12 protein-coding genes are annotated in these 18,118 nt (G+C 44.1%); 10 read left to right on the top strand and 2 right to left on the bottom strand.

Annotation, left to right across the window (positions count from 1 at the left end):
- Positions 1–10: 10 nt before the first annotated feature.
- Both HHL16_RS00060 and HHL16_RS00055 read right to left on the bottom strand, forming a co-directional pair.
- Positions 11–1,087, bottom strand: a complete 1,077-nt coding sequence (locus HHL16_RS00060) for a serine hydrolase domain-containing protein (RefSeq protein ID WP_169423106.1) — start codon at positions 1,085–1,087, stop codon at positions 11–13.
- A 146-nt stretch (positions 1,088–1,233) separates the two neighbouring features.
- A complete protein-coding gene (locus HHL16_RS00055; RefSeq protein ID WP_169423105.1) occupies positions 1,234–1,731 on the bottom strand; it encodes an SRPBCC domain-containing protein in 498 nt (165 codons plus the stop codon).
- Between the two features lie 283 nt (positions 1,732–2,014).
- Between HHL16_RS00055 and HHL16_RS00050 the strand changes: the two genes are divergently transcribed.
- From HHL16_RS00050 to HHL16_RS00005, 10 genes are all read left to right on the top strand, one after another.
- Positions 2,015–2,878: a hypothetical protein gene (locus HHL16_RS00050; protein ID WP_169423104.1), complete on the top strand. Its 864-nt coding sequence runs from the start codon at positions 2,015–2,017 to the stop codon at positions 2,876–2,878.
- A gap of 509 nt (positions 2,879–3,387) precedes the next feature.
- Complete coding sequence (locus HHL16_RS00045) at positions 3,388–3,984, top strand: sigma-70 family RNA polymerase sigma factor (RefSeq protein WP_169423103.1); 597 nt, start codon at positions 3,388–3,390, stop codon at positions 3,982–3,984.
- 53 nt (positions 3,985–4,037) lie between these two features.
- Complete coding sequence (locus HHL16_RS00040) at positions 4,038–5,240, top strand: FecR family protein (protein ID WP_169423102.1); 1,203 nt, start codon at positions 4,038–4,040, stop codon at positions 5,238–5,240.
- 90 nt (positions 5,241–5,330) lie between these two features.
- Positions 5,331–8,939, top strand: coding sequence for a SusC/RagA family TonB-linked outer membrane protein (locus HHL16_RS00035; protein WP_169423101.1), 3,609 nt, complete (start codon positions 5,331–5,333; stop codon positions 8,937–8,939).
- Between the two features lie 13 nt (positions 8,940–8,952).
- Positions 8,953–10,449: a RagB/SusD family nutrient uptake outer membrane protein gene (locus tag HHL16_RS00030; RefSeq protein WP_169423100.1), complete on the top strand. Its 1,497-nt coding sequence runs from the start codon at positions 8,953–8,955 to the stop codon at positions 10,447–10,449.
- Between the two features lie 53 nt (positions 10,450–10,502).
- Positions 10,503–11,444 (top strand): hypothetical protein, encoded by a 942-nt coding sequence (locus HHL16_RS00025; RefSeq protein WP_169423099.1) that lies wholly within the window; start codon positions 10,503–10,505, stop codon positions 11,442–11,444.
- Positions 11,445–11,484: 40 nt separating this feature from the next.
- A complete protein-coding gene (locus tag HHL16_RS00020; protein ID WP_169423098.1) occupies positions 11,485–12,219 on the top strand; it encodes a sigma-70 family RNA polymerase sigma factor in 735 nt (244 codons plus the stop codon).
- A gap of 98 nt (positions 12,220–12,317) precedes the next feature.
- Positions 12,318–13,238, top strand: coding sequence for an ABC transporter ATP-binding protein (locus tag HHL16_RS00015; RefSeq protein WP_169423097.1), 921 nt, complete (start codon positions 12,318–12,320; stop codon positions 13,236–13,238).
- Between the two features lie 39 nt (positions 13,239–13,277).
- Positions 13,278–15,647: a Gldg family protein gene (locus HHL16_RS00010; protein WP_169423096.1), complete on the top strand. Its 2,370-nt coding sequence runs from the start codon at positions 13,278–13,280 to the stop codon at positions 15,645–15,647.
- Between the two features lie 31 nt (positions 15,648–15,678).
- On the top strand, positions 15,679–17,985 hold the full coding sequence (locus HHL16_RS00005) for a Gldg family protein (RefSeq protein WP_169423095.1): 2,307 nt from the start codon (positions 15,679–15,681) through the stop codon (positions 17,983–17,985).
- Positions 17,986–18,118 lie beyond the last annotated feature (133 nt).

The raw sequence follows: 18,118 nt of genomic DNA, 5'->3' as shown, positions 1-18,118 counted from the left end.
TCAGTCCTGTTCATTTTTCAAACAAAATATCTGCAACTCCTAACGCCAGTGGGTTTATATTCACAGGTTCCGAATTAGTAAGAATGATGATGGCTGTATTCTCATCAGGAAACCGGTAGAATGCAGATCGGAAACCGGGCAGGCTGCCAGCATGGAACACCACGTTTCTGTTCTGATACTTCGATACATTCCAGCCATAACCATAATATACTTTTGTGCCATCGGGTCTTTTGGCGCCGGTGAAGACAGTATCGCTCCATAGTTTTTGCCAGTTCTGTTTCGTCAGCAACTGCGACTGTTGCATCATCATTTCCCATTTCAACATATCGCCGATATTGGAGATAAACGCGCCACTTGGCCTGAAGGCAGTGATCTCTTCTGCATTCAGAATGGTATCGCCTCCGCGGCGCTCATAACCGCCGGCTCTGTGAGGAACAATTTTACGGGTGGAGGTTGGTTGTGTTGAAGTCAATCCGTATTTGTCGAAAACCAGCTGCTGCATATAGCTGGTGAACGATTTACCGCTCAGCTGTCTGATGATGTCTGCGAGCATGAAATATCCCAGATTGCAATACACCCATTTGCTTCCTGTAGCAAAGAGCATCGTGTCTTTGTAGGCTGCTCTGATCAGTACAGAATCCGACTGGATCGTATTTCCATCGAATGCGGGCGACTCTCTCTGCAATCCGGATGTATGATTGAGCAGGTGCCTGATAGTGATTCCGTTCCAGGCTTCCGGTGCATCTTTAAAGTATCGGGTCATGGGGTCGGTAAGTCTCAGTTTTCCTTCCTGTATCAGCAGCATGGTTCCTGCAGCCACCATCTGTTTGCTTACCGATGCAAGCTTGTATACCGTTTCATTACCGGCAGGCAAATTCTGTTCGAGATTGGCCATGCCATAGCTCTTTGTTTTATACAGTTTGCCGTTCTTAACTATGCCGATTGTGAGGCCAACGATCTTTTGCTGCTGCATTTGTTGTTCGAGCCAGGTATCGATCTTATCCTTCTGAGAATAAGATTGAAACGCGAACAACACAAAAAGCAGGAATATGAAAAAGCGTCTGTAGCAGGCGATTGAATGGGGCATAATAGAAAAAGGTTGTATCAGGAAGTAGTTAACTGATCCTTGCGCTGTTCCAATAAATCAGTTTTCCAATTTACTGAAAAAATGCAAAAAACGGTATCGTAATTCCTGACCAACCCACAAGGATAAGGCCCACTGAATTTCTCCGATTAGTTTATGCCGTGTTTCTCACGGAGCTCCTCATTGAAGTTCTCATTTGAATCATCTTTGGCAACAGGATCACCCTTGCCGGTAGTAATGAGTGCAAACAGGCTCTCGTTGATGAAATGAGACCAGGCCTCGCGGCAAACATTGTAGCATTCACTGAGGGGGGTAAGTCCATTCTGACTGAAACGAACCTCAGTTTGATTGCCTTTGGTGGATATCTCGAATATGATGGTGTCGCCTGTCCATTCTGTTTTGTCTTCAGTGAAATTGAAGTAGTTTTCCACTACATGCCATACCACTTTTTTTCCGGGAACGAGTTCATCTATTCTCAGGGTAGTGGCATGAACATCACGATAGCGGTACTTGAACGTACTTCCGAGGGTATCTGTGCTTCCGGTGATATCCTCATTCCACCAGCTGCTGACTTTGTTGATGGCTGCAAATGCTTCTTCGGGTGATTGATCTACCAGAATGGTTGTGGTGAAATCCTGATTTTGCATAACTTTTTTTTTAGATTGTCATAGATTGAGGCAGTACACAAAGCTACTATTCCGGTTGTATTAAAGCGGGGTGTGATCTGGACTTTGGCAAGGTATAATTGAGACAGGTCAAATTTAGAAAACTTCCATTTCTCCTCAGAAGCTCTTTGAACAAACCTATTACCGCACCATGGAAGCTGATGAATAATCTCCAATACCGTTCCGGTGAGGCTTAAATAACTGCTAACCTGTTCTGAAGAGCATTGATAGCATAAACCGTAAATTCAAGTCAAACCTATGTTTTATGCCTATACTCACAGGGAAAGTAAAGTTCACTGGCAGGTTCGGTGATCTCATCAGCTACAAACGAAACGGCAAACATTGTCTGCGCAGTATGCCTGAGCATGTAGCACAAACAGAATCTACGCGCAATGCAGCGAGGGCATTCGGAGATGCGAGTCATACCGGCAAGCTCATCCGGCAGGCTTTAGCGCCATACCTGAAAGGAAAGAAAGACGGCAGCCATGTAAACCGCCTGAACAAAAAACTCATCGAAGAGGGCGTAGAAGGATTACGTGGTTTTCGTTTCAATCAGCAAACCCGCATAGCAAATTTCGTATCCTCCCATATTTTGGATACTGACAATATCCTCCGCATCAGATACATCATACCTCCCAGGCTTTTACGTGTTACGCATATGGAGATCAAACTCATTGCCATGAGGATTGATCTGGCAACAGGCAAAGTCAATAATCTCAGGGAGCATGCGTTCACTCATGAATTTACAGCAAAGCACGAGGATAAGCCACTGGAAACTCCTTTGGTATGCAATGCGAATGTTCCCGGCAAAGGCACACTGATGGTAGTGTTGCAGGCCAATCCTTATATGGGTAAATATCCTTTGTACGATAAACGATTCCATTGTACTGAGATCATCAAGGTAGAAGTACCACCTTTAGATACCCTCAGCAAAAAACAGCGCAGGCAACTTCGTTACAAACAACGTCGGCAACAGCAGCAAAAACTACAGGTAAATCAACCGGCCTCAAACGCAGTACTGGCACAATATTCGCGGCAATCTGATAGTGAAGAAAGCATGCAACAGTTGCCTGATTCAATACGCGACCAATTATCTCGCGATACTCGTCTGAAAGAACAAAGAGAATAGCATATTCCTTTCTTTCAGCACTTCGTTGAAAAATTAAGCGAAGCATTTTAGGGCGAACCAATTCAATTTCTCACTCCGGAGCAAGCCTCCGCATACCCTTATTATCTCAACCATCGTTTTTTGATCAATTCTACTCCAAATCTCTTCGAAATGTCATTGCACTCACCATCCATTTTACTCCAACAACTGCTGTATGCATCATGCTACAGCAAAACAGTCCTTCCAAACACCTCCGAAAAGACGTTCACCTCAATTCCAGCACACTTCCAGATCAAGTCCACGTTACCTCCACGTTGATCCGGACCATACCTGCTACTTACTGTATACTTACTCCCTTTGTGCTTCCTCCCGCATCCGACCAGAGGCCGTGGTTGATATATGCACTCTCCGGGAAAGGTGCCTGCCTTATGCTACACCCATTTACAGTCAACTTGCGTATATTCGCCTCAAGCTACATTTGTTTTTGACTCTGATATATGTATCGGTGCTAACCTTAAATTACTAATCCGGTGAATGGAGGTCCATTCAATAACCAAGAGGAACTCATAAGGCGTCTGAATGCTGGTGAAAGCGAGGCATACTGCAGCGTTTATCAGCAGCTTTATCCTGCTGTAATACTCCAGGCCAAAAAATATGTAGGAGAGGAAGGAGCCGCCGATATAACTGCCGAAGTATTTATCCGGCTGTGGAATCAGCCCAAACAATTCGAATCTTTACAACATCTGCGTAATTCATTACTATTAACCACCAGAAATTTATCCATTGATCACCTGCGCCTTCAGAAAACGGAGGATAAGCATTACGAGCAGCTAAAACAGCTGGAAGACCACCAAACTACAGATAACTACCAACAGGAATTGATCAGGGCACGCGTATATGCACTGATCCTTGAGGAGATCGATAAACTCCCGGATTATCTCAGGGATGTTTTCAGGCTTGCCTATGTGGAAGGACTAAACAATGAACAGATCGGAGAGCGTTTGAACCTGAAAGATTCAACAGTTCGTACCAAAAAGTCTCAGGCGCTTGACATGCTACGGAAAAAATTGTCTGGTCTGGAGTTTGCCCTTCTGCTGGCAGCAATCTCCCCGCATTACTTCGATTAAAAAATTGTCCGAAAAATCCGGTAACAATTTCTTCATACTCCCGTAATTAGGATATGTCTGGTTCCGACGATATCAATTCTATTAGTCAACTGCTTTTCAGGTCCATCTCCAATGAACTGGATGAGACTGAAAGAAAGCGGCTGGATGAGTGGCGCAATGCTGCGTCTGAGAATAACGCCATATATGAAGAGTTCCATCGTGCTGAGCTATGGCAGAAGGAAGTAAGATCGTTGTTGGAAAACAGGCAGAAAGTAGATCAGGCATTGCGCAATGCCAATATTCCAATCAATGTGGCTGTGGACGTTGATCTACGTGAAGGACGCATAGTGGTCTTCAGAAGAAAATGGATCAGATACGCCGCTGCTGCAATACTGCTGATTGCAGTGGGAGCATATGTTTACAGGATCAACCAATCACGGGTAAAGCCGGCCATTGTTGCTGATCAAAATGAGTTAGCTCCTGCCTACGATAAGGCAAGGCTTACACTATCCGATGGTTCAGTTGTTCAACTCGATAGCGCAGGTGTTGGGGTTATCGCAAAAGATGGTGAATCCAAAATTGTAAAACTGGAAGATGGTCAGATAAAATATGAAGCAGGTACAGCCATGAAAAACAACCTGCTGAATGAAATGGCCACATCCACTGGCAGTCAATATAAACTAACATTGCCGGATGGTAGCAGGGTTTGGCTGAATGCTTCTTCTTCTATAAAATATCCGGTGGCTTTTACCGATAAGGAACGCATAGTATCTGTAACAGGCGAAGCTTATTTCGAAGTGGCAAAAGATGCAAAGAAACCTTTTCGTGTTAAAGTGGGTGAAATGCTGATCGATGTATTGGGTACAAGCTTTAACGTGAATGCTTACGACAATGAGCCACTGGTGAAAACCACGCTGCTGGAAGGTTCGGTAAGGGTAAGCAATAAAAAAAGTGCTGTACTGCTATCAGTAAATCAGCAATCTCAGATGAAGCTGAACGAAGAACTTGTAGTAAAGAGATCTATCAATACAGAAGAAACGATCGCATGGAAGAACGGCTACTTTTATTTCGATAAAGTAGAACTGCCCATCATTCTCCGCGAATTTGCGAGGTGGTATAACCTTGATGTGGTATATGAAGGAACCATTCCTGATGAAAAACTCCTTATCATCTTAAAGCGTAGCAGCAGCCTGCAATCGGTGCTGGGCGCTTTACAGATCAATAACATAAATTTTGCCTTCGAAGGCAGAAAACTGATTATCAGATCCGCAGAATAATCAGATAACCAAAACCATCCTACCAGCTGCATGCATTGCTTACATGCTGCTACCTATCCTTTTAAAGTAATGCTTTAACTAATTGCTAGTATGAGAAAACTAATGCCAATCTTACTGCTATTTCTAGGTGGGGTATTTATGCGCAGCCAGGCGCAGGAAAATGAACCTACGGTCTCACTCTCGGTGAAGAATCAACCATTGGATGCAATCTTCAAGTCGATACAGTCGCAAACCAGACTGAATATCATGATCACCGAAAAAATGCTGGCAGGCACTAAAAATGTTACACTTGATGTAAAGAACATGCCCCTGTCGCAGGCACTCGAATTGTGCTTAAAGGGAACTGATCTCACATTTACCATTTACGACGGAACCATCATCATTAAGAAGAAAGAATCAAAGAACAACAGCAATCCCGGAAATGCAGTTTCAGACAAGGATTTCAGCGTTACCGGACTGGTAATGGATCGCAACCGCATGCCTGTTATTGGTGTAACAGTTCGTGCAGAAAAAAAGAATACTGCAGTGCAAACAGACCAGAACGGTAAGTATCAGATCGAAGCTGATCCGAAGGATGTACTTGCATTTACACATATCAGTTTCAAACAGGAGCTTGTTCCAGTAAAAGGACGAAATAATATAGATCTGACGATGGACCTCGTTCAGAATACAATGAGTGAAGTAACTATTTCTACTGGATATCAGAGAATTCAACAAAAATATCTCACAGGTTCTGTTACCCGTTTGAAAATGGATTCCATTATGCAGCCCGGTCTCACCACAGTAGATAAAATGCTGGAAGGGCGAGTGCCTGGCCTGATTATGATGCAGAATTCCGGACAGGCAGGTGCTGCTCCGAAACTGCGCATCCGCGGTACGTCCACCATAATGGGTACGCGGGAACCACTTTGGGTGGTGGATGGTATAGTTCAGGTTGATCCCGTACCTGTTTCTGCCAACCAGATCAATGACCTCGATTTTGTAAATCTTGTGGGCAATGCTATCTCCGGTTTAAATCCAAACGATATCGAAAGTATCGACGTATTGAAAGATGCAGCTGCCACCGCATTATACGGAGTAAGAGCGGCCAACGGAGTGATTGTAGTTACTACTAAAAGAGGAACTCCCGGCCCCCCAACCATCAATTACAACAGCAGCATTTCTTATACGCGCCGTCCACGATACTCGGATAAGGATGTGAACATGATGACTTCACAGGAACGGGTTGATGTTTCCAAAGAGATGTTTAACAGGCAGATCCCGGTAAGAGGTATTCTGGAAGCTTATGAGAGAGCAATTATTGATTATTATGGCGGAGTCATTGATTACGATACCTATAAAAACAGGGTTAGCCGGGCAGAACAGATGAATACCGATTGGTTGGGAGCAGTAATGCAGGATGTGATATCATCCAACAATTCCATCGGTGTTTCCGGAGGTAATCAGCTCAGTCGTTATTACGCATCTGTTGGATATACCAATGAAAGGGGAGTGATCAAAGGCGAATACAATAAACGTTATACTGCCCAGATAAAGTTTGATTTGAATACCAGAAAACTGAAAGCACAGTTCAGCATACTGGCTAATAAGAACGACCGCCGTTATACGCCATCAAGTGTGGGTGTTTTGAACTTTGCGTATTCAACCAGCCGCGCTATTCCCATTTACAACGAAGACGGAAGTCTGCATTATTTCCCCGTCAGCAATAATATTAAAACTACCCGCAGAAGCACCTTCAACATCATAAACGAAATGGACCATTCCGGCGATGAACTCAATGGAAGCAGTTATATGGCAACCACCAACCTTAATTATGAATTGATAAAAGGGCTGCAACTCGAAGCAACGCTTTCCTACGGAATGTCGAACACAGAACAACGCAAATGGTTCGAAGAAAATACAGATGCGATCGATAGATTGAATGGCAGAGTGGATGATCCGGTGCCGGTAACACTCACCATTCCTTTTGGAGGTGTGCTCGACAGGCGAACTGACCGCGTAAGCAATTACACAATGCGCGGACAGGCAAACTACAGCCGATTTGCTGATGCTGCTAACAAACACCTGATCAACGCAACGTTTGGAGCTGAGTTGTCTTCCATGAAGAACAGCAGTTTTACGCAATACAATACAGGCTATTATCCTGCAAGAGGGTATACTTTTGCCTATATCGATCCGGCAGTTTATCCTACCCATGCACTGCATGTCGCCAGCATAAGGCCTGCTGTTACAGAAGGGCTGACCAATCTCGCTTCTGCATACCTTACAGCCAGTTATATTTACGACGACCGCTATGTATTCAGTGTAAATACACGCAACGATTTCTCCAATGCATTTGGCAGTCGCAGCAACGAACGATTTCTGCCAACCTGGGGCCTTTCAGCAAGATGGAACATCGACAGGGACATTATGGGATTAAAATGGATGGATCAGGCGGCTTTGCGTGTTTCATATGGTACGCAGGGAACTATGCTGCCGGGCCAGACTCCTTATACTATTATTGAAAAAGGACCATACAGCAGCCTGCATCAAACATTTATTTCCTCCATTTCAAATTATCCCAATCCCAATCTTCAATGGGAAAAAACAGACGCGTACAATGCTGCATTGGAGTTCACGCTCTTTAAATCAAAGCTCAGCGGATCTATTGGAGTCTTCTACAAAAGAACCACTAACGTTTTCATACAGAAAGATGTGTCTTCAGTAAATGGGCTCGAAAACTATGCGATAAACGGAGGAGATATCGAAAACAAGGGAATCGAACTGCAATTCAACTTTATCCCAATCAATCAAAATATCGGAGGCAAGAATAAGAGATTCATCTGGCGAATCGATCCTCAGCTTGGTCAGATTGTAAACAGGTTGATCGATAATGCAATCAGCAAAAACAACAACAGAGCTTTACCCGGAATTCAAAACCAGGTCTCTTATAATGATTACCTGTCTGGTAATGTGATATTGAACGGAAAGGCAATCAATACTTTTTATGCTTACAGATTTAAAGGACTGAATAAGGAAGGGCAACCGGTCTTTTATGGTGCTGAGCTCGAAAATGCAGATGCACTGGCGGCAAAATACAGCAAGTTGAGTCCCGAAGAAATAGTGAGTAATGTGATGGTAATAGCCGGAAAACGTGAGCCTGTATTGCAAGGGGGGATTTCGAATTATGTTGCATACGGCAGCTGGTCGCTAGGTGTAAACATCACGTACAGTATTGGTAACAAAATAAGACTGCTGCAGATTGCTTCGGGTAACTATGGCAGTTACCGGCCTTCTTCCCAAACCAATCTCCGTAAAGAATTTGTAGATCGCTGGCGCTATCCGGGTGATGAACTGCAAACCAAAATACCTGGGCTATATTCCGGACTAATTTCAGGAGATGGGAATCCTGTTTTTCTCAGAGTGCCAGGTTGGGATATTGGCAGTGATTATTATCAGATGTATGATAATGCAGATGTTAGAGTGGTAAGCGGAGATTACATCAAATTGCAATCAGCTAATCTGAGATACTCCTGCACGCCTGAACTATGTCGGCTTATGCACCTCAAAGCTGCAACGCTCAGCTTATCCGGGTCTAACTTATTCACCTGGGCCAATAAGGATCTGCGTGGACAGGACCCCACACAATCAGGCACAAGCCCTGATATTAACCTGAGTATCCGGCCTGTGTATTCATTTTCCATTAACGTGAGTTTCTAACAATCATATAGGTATGAAAACAGTTGTTGCCATCATCATTGCTGCGTTTCTTTTTGCAGGCACATCCTGCAAAAAATTTCTGGCAGCATATTCTCAGAACAAAACATTTCTTCAAACAGCAGATGATCTCGAAGAAGTGCTGGTTGGCGAAGGATACCAGGGCGGCCCCATTTGGGTTAAGTATGCATTTATGGATGATGATGCAGAATATCATCCCGGAGTTCCTTATGGGGGTGAAAAATCGTTTCCGCGATTTGGCATTCATTTCTGGCAGCAGGATCCGGATATGGATTCGCAGAATATGCTGGATGCGAGTTATGCAAATGATTACGGAGCACTGTATAAAAATATTGCCGCACTCAATACCGTGCTGTTGAATATCCCTCTTTTGAAAGAGAAGAATGTTGCTGCCGACAGACTACTGCGTATCTCCGGAGAGGCACATTTTTTAAGAGCTTATTACTATTTTTTATTGGCAGATATTTACGGTAAACCCTATAGTGTCGCTACAGCTGCAACCGATTTCGGAATCCCATTGAAACTTTCCTCCGAAATAGAAGCTGCTCCATTTGCAAGAGCCAGCGTTCAACAGGTATTCAACCAGATGGAAACCGACCTGCTGGAAGCCGAAAAAGAACTGAATGGATTTAATGAATCATCTGTAATAAGAGCTAATCAGGCAACAGCACAGACACTCCTGAGCAGATTGTATTTGTATCGGGAAGATTATGAAAAAGCCATCACGTATGCCAATAAAGTAATCGAAAAGAGATACAGTCTGGCAGATATGAATACCTGGACTGCAGGTACTCCATTTATTTCACTCACCTCTTCAGAAGTGATTCAAGCCATTCCGGTTTCCGGCACCGAGTTCAATATGAACGATCTGATGAAGGATATTTCCATTAATCCTGCCCTGAACAACAATTACAGAGCTTCGGAGGAACTACTGAATATTTATTCCAATAAAGACCTGCGCCGCCTGGCGTTCTTCATTACAACAGACGATGGCGATTTTCTGGCCAGAAAGTCGGGCGAAAAAGGCAGCTCCACTTTGGCTGATCTGTCTACCATTCGCCTGCCGGAACTCTACCTGAATAAAGCAGAAGCACTGGCCATTCTGGGTCGTAATGAGGAAGCTGTTGCTGCTGTACAGGAGCTGCGTAAAAACAGGTTTAAACCCGAAGATCTTACTGTTATTGATCTGAATGGCGCACCATTGGTTGAGTTTATCAGAAACGAACGCCGCAGGGAACTTTGTTTTGAATTCCATCGCTGGTTCGATCTGAGACGTTATGGGGTGAACAGCAAATACCCCTACGGTAAGGTTACCCGACATCTCTCTTATGCCTGGGATCTTTCAGGGCGTTATGTAGAAGGCTATTATGAGCTAAAACCCTATGCAGAGGAACCCACTGCCTATGTAATGCCCATACCACGCAGAGAAATCGAGCTTGGTCGCGGTGTAATCTCAAATGCTCTCCGACCTAAACGGGCATTGCAGCATTGAACCACACCATAAGAAAAGAAAACTGAATTGTAAAATCTGAAAGAGAGAATTATATGAAGGCTCCAAAAACCATCCATGGATTTTACTTTTTGCTGGTGCTGGCAACAAGTATGGTCGCCTGTAAAAAAGAAGCGGTGTTTCAGCCACGCAGCAAAGACTATGAACTGACAATAAAAGACAATCCTTCCGATCCTGTTGATCACGCTATATTCCAGTTCTATGAAAATACAGGCATACCGCTGTTTTACAACGATACAATCTCCCGCGAACAGGTAAGTGTTCTCGATGGTGTTCCTCAATACGCTTACCAAACCCTGGCCATAAGATATTCTCTTACGGGTGCGTATGCAGGCTTATCATGGACATTGTTGCCCAATAAAGAAATGTTGCTACCCATGTTGCCCTTCCTGAAAGATAAACTGTTGCCGCAGCTCACTAACGTATATCCATATCCTTTAGCAAGCATTTTTATAGTAAGTAGTTCAAGGCTAAGAAGTTTCGGAGAGATAACTTATGCGAGAAATAATAAACCCTTTCCAGGATTTAATTCACTCATGCTAATCAATGTAAACCCCGCGGAAATGTCTGATTCCACTCAAAGAGAATACATAGCAGATGCCCTGGGAATAATGGCGTATAAGATGCTGAAGCCTGCTTATGATAAGGGATTGGCAAACGAATTTGACAAGGTTACCCGAAGCACTTCTTTAGATCCCCAAATTTATCTCAACATGCTAAAACTTCTGTCTCCAGATGGTACCCGTAAACTGGAAGACTTCAGCTTTCTGCCCATCCGTTTTACATCAGGGCTGGCCGTAGGCTGGACTCCTCTGAGACAGGCCGATTTCCTGTCATACATAGAAGCTGTGTTTTTTTATAACAATAACCCTACGGCTCATTTTGAAACAGACTTTGCTGCATATCCTCTGATTATTAAAAAATACAGGATGGTGCAGAAGATGTTAAAGAACGTCGGTTTCAATATTGCTGACTAATGTCCCTGAAAATCCTGACCGTACAATTAAAAGGTTGAAAATGATCTCCCCGTATTTTCCATTACAATCAAATCACCAGGGCGATGAGCGATTGTTCAATCACCTGATTGTAACATACGCTCCCTACCTGTTCTCCGATATTGTTGCCATCACCGGATGCAGGCATAGCGCAGCCGATATTTTGCAAGATACCTTTCTGAAATTGTGGACTAAACGGGAAACGATCACTGATGAAAACCCCGGCGGATGGCTCTACCGGGTAGCAGTACATGCTGCATACAAACACCAGAAAAGAGAAAACAGAAAAAGAAAGCTCCTGAATAAATTCAGTACATCCGGTTACACTGATCACTTCACTGCGGAGAATCCGTTGTTCAGAAAAGAACAACAGCACCAGCTGAAAGATATTTTCACCCGCCTCCCTAAAATGCAGCAAAAAGTGTTCTGGCTTAGCCGTGAAGCTGGTTTGAGCAGGGATGAAATTGCCAGCAAACTGAACATCTCCCACAATACCGTTAAAGTACATCTCACCAGGGCGCAGCGTTTTTTTAAAGAACAGTGGAATGCCGTTGGTATGCTCTTACTATTTATTGGGATTAACATTTTTTGTTTTGGCACAGGTAATACCAAAAGTGGTTTGGAGGATATATATAATGCAGCCGAAATTAATAAGATGCTGCAGGGCATGAACAAATTCACTCAGCATAACACAGACAGGTCAGCGCTTTTTACAATAATCAGCATAACTGATGTAGCGCCAGCAACCGGAAGCTGACCCTGATACAATTTCAATAACAGTTTGCATTTAATCATAACTGATGGGCATCACCTGTCGGATAGGGATTGCATTATTCAATATTTACAACAAGAAGCATGATACTTAAAACCGAAAACCTATCTCACAAATACAGCAGCAACTGGGCTATCCGCGATATCAATATTGAAATTGCAGAAGCGGGCATTATCGGATTGCTGGGTTCAAATGGCGCCGGCAAGAGTACTACCATGAATATTATCTGCGGCACATTGAACCAGACGGAAGGCAATGTTTTCATCAATGATATCGATGTAAGAAAGCATCCGATGGAAGCAAAGAAACAGATTGGCTTTTTACCCCAGACTCCTCCGCTGTACACCGATCTTACGATTGATGAATACCTGTTTTATTGTGCAGAACTGAGATTAATGGATAAGTCAACAATAAAAGCGGCCGTAGCAGAGGTAAAAGAACGTTGTGGCATCACGCATTTCAGTTCCCGCTTGATCAATAATCTTTCAGGAGGATACCGGCAGCGGGTGGGCATTGCACAAGCCATTCTCCATAAACCTAAACTGGTGGTGATGGATGAACCCACCAATGGACTGGATCCCAATCAAATGATAGAAGCCAGAAAACTCATCAGGGAAATCGCAGAAGAACACACGGTTCTCTTTTCATCGCATGTACTTTCTGAGGTGAACCTCCTTTGCAGAGAAGTGATCATGATCGAAGGAGGCAGAATTGTCTTCTCCGATTCTATGGACGCCTTCAATAATTACGCCCAATCAAACGCCGTACTCATGCGAATGGATAATCCACCTGCAACTGCGGACATTATGAAAGTCTCCGGTGTTACCGAAGTGAATTTCCTTTCAGACAAACAGGCCAGGATCTTTTTTGAAGGAAGTGAAGAAGAAATTACAGACAGACTGGTGGCTGCCAGTGTAGCGGGCGGATGGCGCCTCAAAGAGATCAATCTTGAAAAAGGTATGCTTGACGAAGTATTCAAACAATTGTCGAATACAGGAGGATAGTGCTAATGAGTTGCATCAAAACTAATAACTGATCAAAGAATGAAACGGATACTTACCATAGCAAAGAATGAATTAAGGAATCTTTTCTATACACCGGTGGCATGGTTTACACTGATTGTATTCTGGTGGATGTGTGCGCTTTTCTACACAATGCCTCTGGCTGTTATTGGCCCGCGATTATATCGCGCGGGACTGGCGAACCCTACTTTCCCCTTATTCAGTCCGGCAACATTCACAGCCGGGTTCATCACAAATCCCGACAAAAGCATGCTTACAGAGGTGCTGCAATACCTCTATCTGTTCATTCCGCTGCTTACGATGAACACCATCAGCCGTGAATTCAATGGAGGCACGCATAGATTGCTGTACTCATCCCCATTGCGCATGCGTCAGCTGGTTGCAGGTAAATTTCTGGGTATAACAGTTTTCAATCTGCTGTTTATGCTGATTCTGGCGGCGTTTATGATTACAGCTGCTTTTGATATTAAATCCGTTGATTACCCCTTGTTGTTATCTGCTGGCTTAGGTGTTTTTCTGCTGCTTTCAGCATATGCGGCCATTGGGTTTTTTGCCTCCAGTCTTACCCGGTATCCGATTGTGGCCGCAGTGATCAGTTTCACCATCCTGATTATTCTGAACAGCATTAACACGCTTTGGCAACAGTATGATTTTGTAAGGGACCTTACCTGGTTTCTCAGTTTGAAAAGCCGCACAGGCCGAATGCTGAAAGGCCTCATCACCACCAAAGACATCATTTATTTCGCATTGATCATAATGATGTTTGTTTCCTTCACATTATTTGTACTGAAAGGAAAAATACAACAGATTCCATGGTATGTGAAGACAGGGAGATTTCTGTCTGTTTTTGTTGGATGTCTTGCTATCGGTTACCTTTCATCCCGTCAAAATGCGATAGGTTATCTGGATGTAACAGCAGGTAAAATCAATTCCCTTCATCCGGTAACACAACAGAACCTGAAATTATTTGATGGAGCGCCGATGGAAATAACGCTCTATACAAACCTGCTTACTCCGGCTCCAAATGAGCGCAATGCTTTTGTTGGCCTCCCGGCAAACAGCAACAATTATTTAAGCATGTGGGAACCTTACCGCAGGTTTAAATCAGACATTCAAATCAAACACGTGTATTATTATGCAGTGCCTCCGGGCGACAGTTCGCTGTACAGAACCTTTCCCGGAAAATCCCTGAAACAAATTGCGGGTCTTGTATCAAAGACCATGAAAATTGATTCTTCGATTTTTATAGGCCCGGAAGAGATCAGAAAAATGATCGATCCTGCAAAACTGGGTTATCAAAGAGGCATCAAAATCTCCTGGAAAGACCGCTCTGTTTTTATCAACTTCTTTCCTGGAGAAACCGGTCGCTCCCACTTTGAAGGTCTTGAGACAACCAGTGAACCTGCATTTAACGCAGCTTTCAAACGCCTTGCAGGTGAAAAAATGCCCCGCATAGGATTTATTACCGGTGAGCTGGAACGTGATATCACCAAATCAGGTGAACGCGAATATGGCTGGTTGGGCAGCCTGTATCCCTTAGGTTTTGATATCGATATTCTCAACCTGGCAACTCAGAATATACCACCAGATATTACCACGCTCGTACTGGCCGATCCCAAACGCGACCTGAGTGCTGAAGTATTGAGCAAACTGAACAGCTACATCGATGCCGGAGGGAATATGTTCATCCTGGGTGAGCCCGGTAAACAATATGTGCTGAACCCGCTGTTGCAGAAAGTAGGAGTGAACATGATGCCGGGGCAGCTGGTTCATCCTTCTTTCCATGAAACCCCCGATGTTGTCCCCACTTATGAAACTCCCGCTGTGTCTTACTTTGGTGATGAATACAATCTTGTTTCAACAAGGCGGTTCATTATGTTTAATAACAACAGGCTTCCTTCCGACACCGCTACTTCAAAATTGTATGGAGTAACAGGGCTTTCATTTAAAACAGACAGTGGCTTTACAGCAACTCCGTTATTTCAGACAATGCCCTGGAAAAGCTGGCAAAAGATGGGAAAGCTCGTACTTGATTCGGTACCACCTGTATTCAATGAACAGGAAGGAGATCAGAGCGCTAATTCATATACCACAGCCATGCAGCTCACCCGGCAAAAGAATGGAAAAGAGCAACGCATCGTTATTGCAGGTGATGCAGATTTTGTTAGCCCCTTACGGATAGGTGTCAGATACGAGCAGGTTCGTGGCATATTCAGCTGGCTGAATTACAACCGCTATCCCACTTACACCATATTCCCATTTCCTGAAGACAACTGGCTTAATATGACGCCATCCTGGGTAAAACTGGAACGACTGATCTATGTATGGATCGTTCCATCATTGCTGATCTTATTCGGGATCATCATACTGATAAGGCGGAAAAGAAGATAAAAATAACTGTATCAAATAAAATTCAGCGCAGATGCGATTAATCATCAGAATAGCTAAAAATGAATTGCGTTACCTGTTTTACTCCCCCATTGCCTGGGTTGTTCTGCTGGCGTTTTGGGTACTGATCGCATTGGATTATTTCAATACGCTGCATGATATGGCCAATGTGCAGGAGGTGATGATAAAGAACAGCAATCCAAACTGGACATGGTTGCCGTATACTGTTACCGGCAAGCTGTTCGGTGGAGTATATAAAACGGCCGTATCCTACCTCTACCTCTTCATCCCATTGCTCTCTATGGGATTGATCAGCCGTGAAAAAAATGCAGGTACTATCAAATTGCTGTATTCTTCCCCTACCGGAATCCGTCAGATAGTTTTGGGAAAATACCTCGGCATCATGTTGTATCTGCTGATGCTGGTGTCTATCGTTGGCATTGTGATGATCGTAGGGGTGATGGATATTCACAGGGAAGACTATGGCTTGTTCATATCAGGCCTGATTGGATTTTATTTGCTGGCATGTGCTTACTCCGCCATCGGGCTGTTTATGTCGAGCATTTCAATACATCCGGTGATCTCGGCCATCAGCACTTTCATGATCATTTTTCTGCTGGACAGAATCGGGATGCTCTGGCAGCAGTACGATTTCATCAGAGACATTACCTGGTTTTTGTCGCTGCAAAACCGCACACAGAAAATGATCTCCGGCCTGATCGTTAGCCGTGATATTTTTTACTTCCTGGTGATAGCATTCATCTTCGTGAGCTTTACCATCATCAAACTGCAGTCGGGCAGGGAATCCCGGCCCTGGTATATCAGAACCGGCCGTTACGTACTTGTTATGACAGCAGCATTGCTGACCGGATATCTGACATCCAGACCTGTGCTGATGAAGTACTGGGATACAACCTATACCAAAGGCAATACAATTCCTCCGGAATTGCAGAAGATGCTATCTGCAATCGGAGACAGTAGTTTAGAAGTAACTCTGTATGTAAACCTGCTGAGTTCATCTTCCACCACCACGCTGGGCCTGCCGGAGATGCGCAACCCAAGCTATCTGACCCAGTTCTGGGACAGGTACCTGCGCTTCAAACCAGACATAAAATTCAGGTATGAATATTTCTATGATATTGATCCGCAAACATCAGACAGTGCCTGGTTGAAGATCTATCCTGGTAAAACCATACAACAGATTGCTCTTAAAGCTGCAGAACGAAAAGATTGGGACATCAGCCAATTCAAAACTCCGGAGGAAATGCGGAAGATAGCCGACCTGAAAAAAGAAAATTACCGGATGGTGATGTTACTTAAATATAATGGACGAACAGAAGTAGCCCGTACCATGAATGATCCGCATTGCTGGCCTAGCGAAGACAATATGGCTTCTGTATTCAAGCGGTTGCTGGAGCCTGATAAGATCTCGAAAATTTACTTCCTCACAGGAGAACTCGAACGTGATATCCGAAAGATTGGCGACCGGGGATATTCGAAACATACAGATAAAAGCAACAGATTCTCCATACAGAATATGGGTTTCGATATAGACACCCTGAACCTGAACACGCAGGAAATTCCCGGCGATATGGCAACATTGGTGCTGGCAGATCCGATAATAGATTTCAGCACCGGCGTACAGGCGAAAATAAAAAGCTACATAGACAATGGCGGTAACATGATGATCCTCGGCAAGCCAGGCAAGCAATCTGTACTCAATCCGCTGCTGCATCAACTGGGCGTTCAGCTGATGCCGGGGCAACTGGTACAACCCACATATGATGAAACTCCGGAGAAAGTGATATGCCGCACTACGCCATTTGTTGAAAAACTTTCTTACTTATTCAATGGCGCAGGATTTGTCGGAATGCCCACGGTTGCTGCCATTGAGACAATGCATGAAACAAAATTCACTGTAAAACCCCTGTTCTACGCAACCCCTCCCGGAACCTGGCTGAAAGGAGGTGAACTGATCGTTGATTCAACCTTGCCCGCTTTCAATGTTCTGGCTGGTGATATGTTGAGGGATACATTTGCCACGTCGGTACAGCTAACCAGAAATATCAATAAAAAAGAACAGCGGATCATTCTTTTCGGAAGTGCAGACTGTATCAGCAATCTGAGATCGGAGCCGCCCTTTACTCTTGCCGGCGGTGCAGACAGCTGGCTTACATACAATCATTTTCCTGTAGAACTATCAATGACAGCTCCGGTGGATATTTTGCTGACAGTTTCCGAAAGAGGAGCTTATGTACAAAAGTTGTTGTTCATATGGATCCTGCCCGGCGTACTGCTGCTGACAGCAATCATCTTACTGATCAGAAGAAAAAGAAAATAAAAATCTGGTAAACATACATGCTATGAACTTATTGAGAACAGACGAACAGACCATCGGAGATCTGGAGATCTTTGGGAAAAAAAGCGGGCAAGGCATCATGGATATCTACAATAATGCCAACACACGCGGCGGT

It is taken from the genome of Pseudoflavitalea sp. G-6-1-2 (genome assembly GCF_012927185.1).
Taxonomy (GTDB): Bacteria; Bacteroidota; Bacteroidia; order Chitinophagales; family Chitinophagaceae; genus Pseudobacter.
This window is presented reverse-complemented; position numbering and strand designations above follow the sequence as displayed.

Excerpts from the sequence above, each read along its gene's own strand:
- HHL16_RS00030 (WP_169423100.1), top strand. The coding sequence starts at position 8,953 with ATGAAAACAGTTGTTGCCATCATCATTGCTGCGTTTCTTTTTGCAGGC.
- HHL16_RS00040 (WP_169423102.1), top strand. The coding sequence starts at position 4,038 with ATGTCTGGTTCCGACGATATCAATTCTATTAGTCAACTGCTTTTCAGG.
- HHL16_RS00060 (WP_169423106.1), bottom strand. The coding sequence starts at position 1,087 with ATGCCCCATTCAATCGCCTGCTACAGACGCTTTTTCATATTCCTGCTT.
- HHL16_RS00035 (WP_169423101.1), top strand. The coding sequence starts at position 5,331 with ATGAGAAAACTAATGCCAATCTTACTGCTATTTCTAGGTGGGGTATTT.
- HHL16_RS00020 (WP_169423098.1), top strand. The coding sequence starts at position 11,485 with ATGATCTCCCCGTATTTTCCATTACAATCAAATCACCAGGGCGATGAG.
- HHL16_RS00010 (WP_169423096.1), top strand. The coding sequence starts at position 13,278 with ATGAAACGGATACTTACCATAGCAAAGAATGAATTAAGGAATCTTTTC.
- HHL16_RS00025 (WP_169423099.1), top strand. The coding sequence starts at position 10,503 with ATGAAGGCTCCAAAAACCATCCATGGATTTTACTTTTTGCTGGTGCTG.
- HHL16_RS00005 (WP_169423095.1), top strand. The coding sequence starts at position 15,679 with ATGCGATTAATCATCAGAATAGCTAAAAATGAATTGCGTTACCTGTTT.
- HHL16_RS00055 (WP_169423105.1), bottom strand. The coding sequence starts at position 1,731 with ATGCAAAATCAGGATTTCACCACAACCATTCTGGTAGATCAATCACCC.
- HHL16_RS00015 (WP_169423097.1), top strand. The coding sequence starts at position 12,318 with ATGATACTTAAAACCGAAAACCTATCTCACAAATACAGCAGCAACTGG.
- HHL16_RS00050 (WP_169423104.1), top strand. The coding sequence starts at position 2,015 with ATGCCTATACTCACAGGGAAAGTAAAGTTCACTGGCAGGTTCGGTGAT.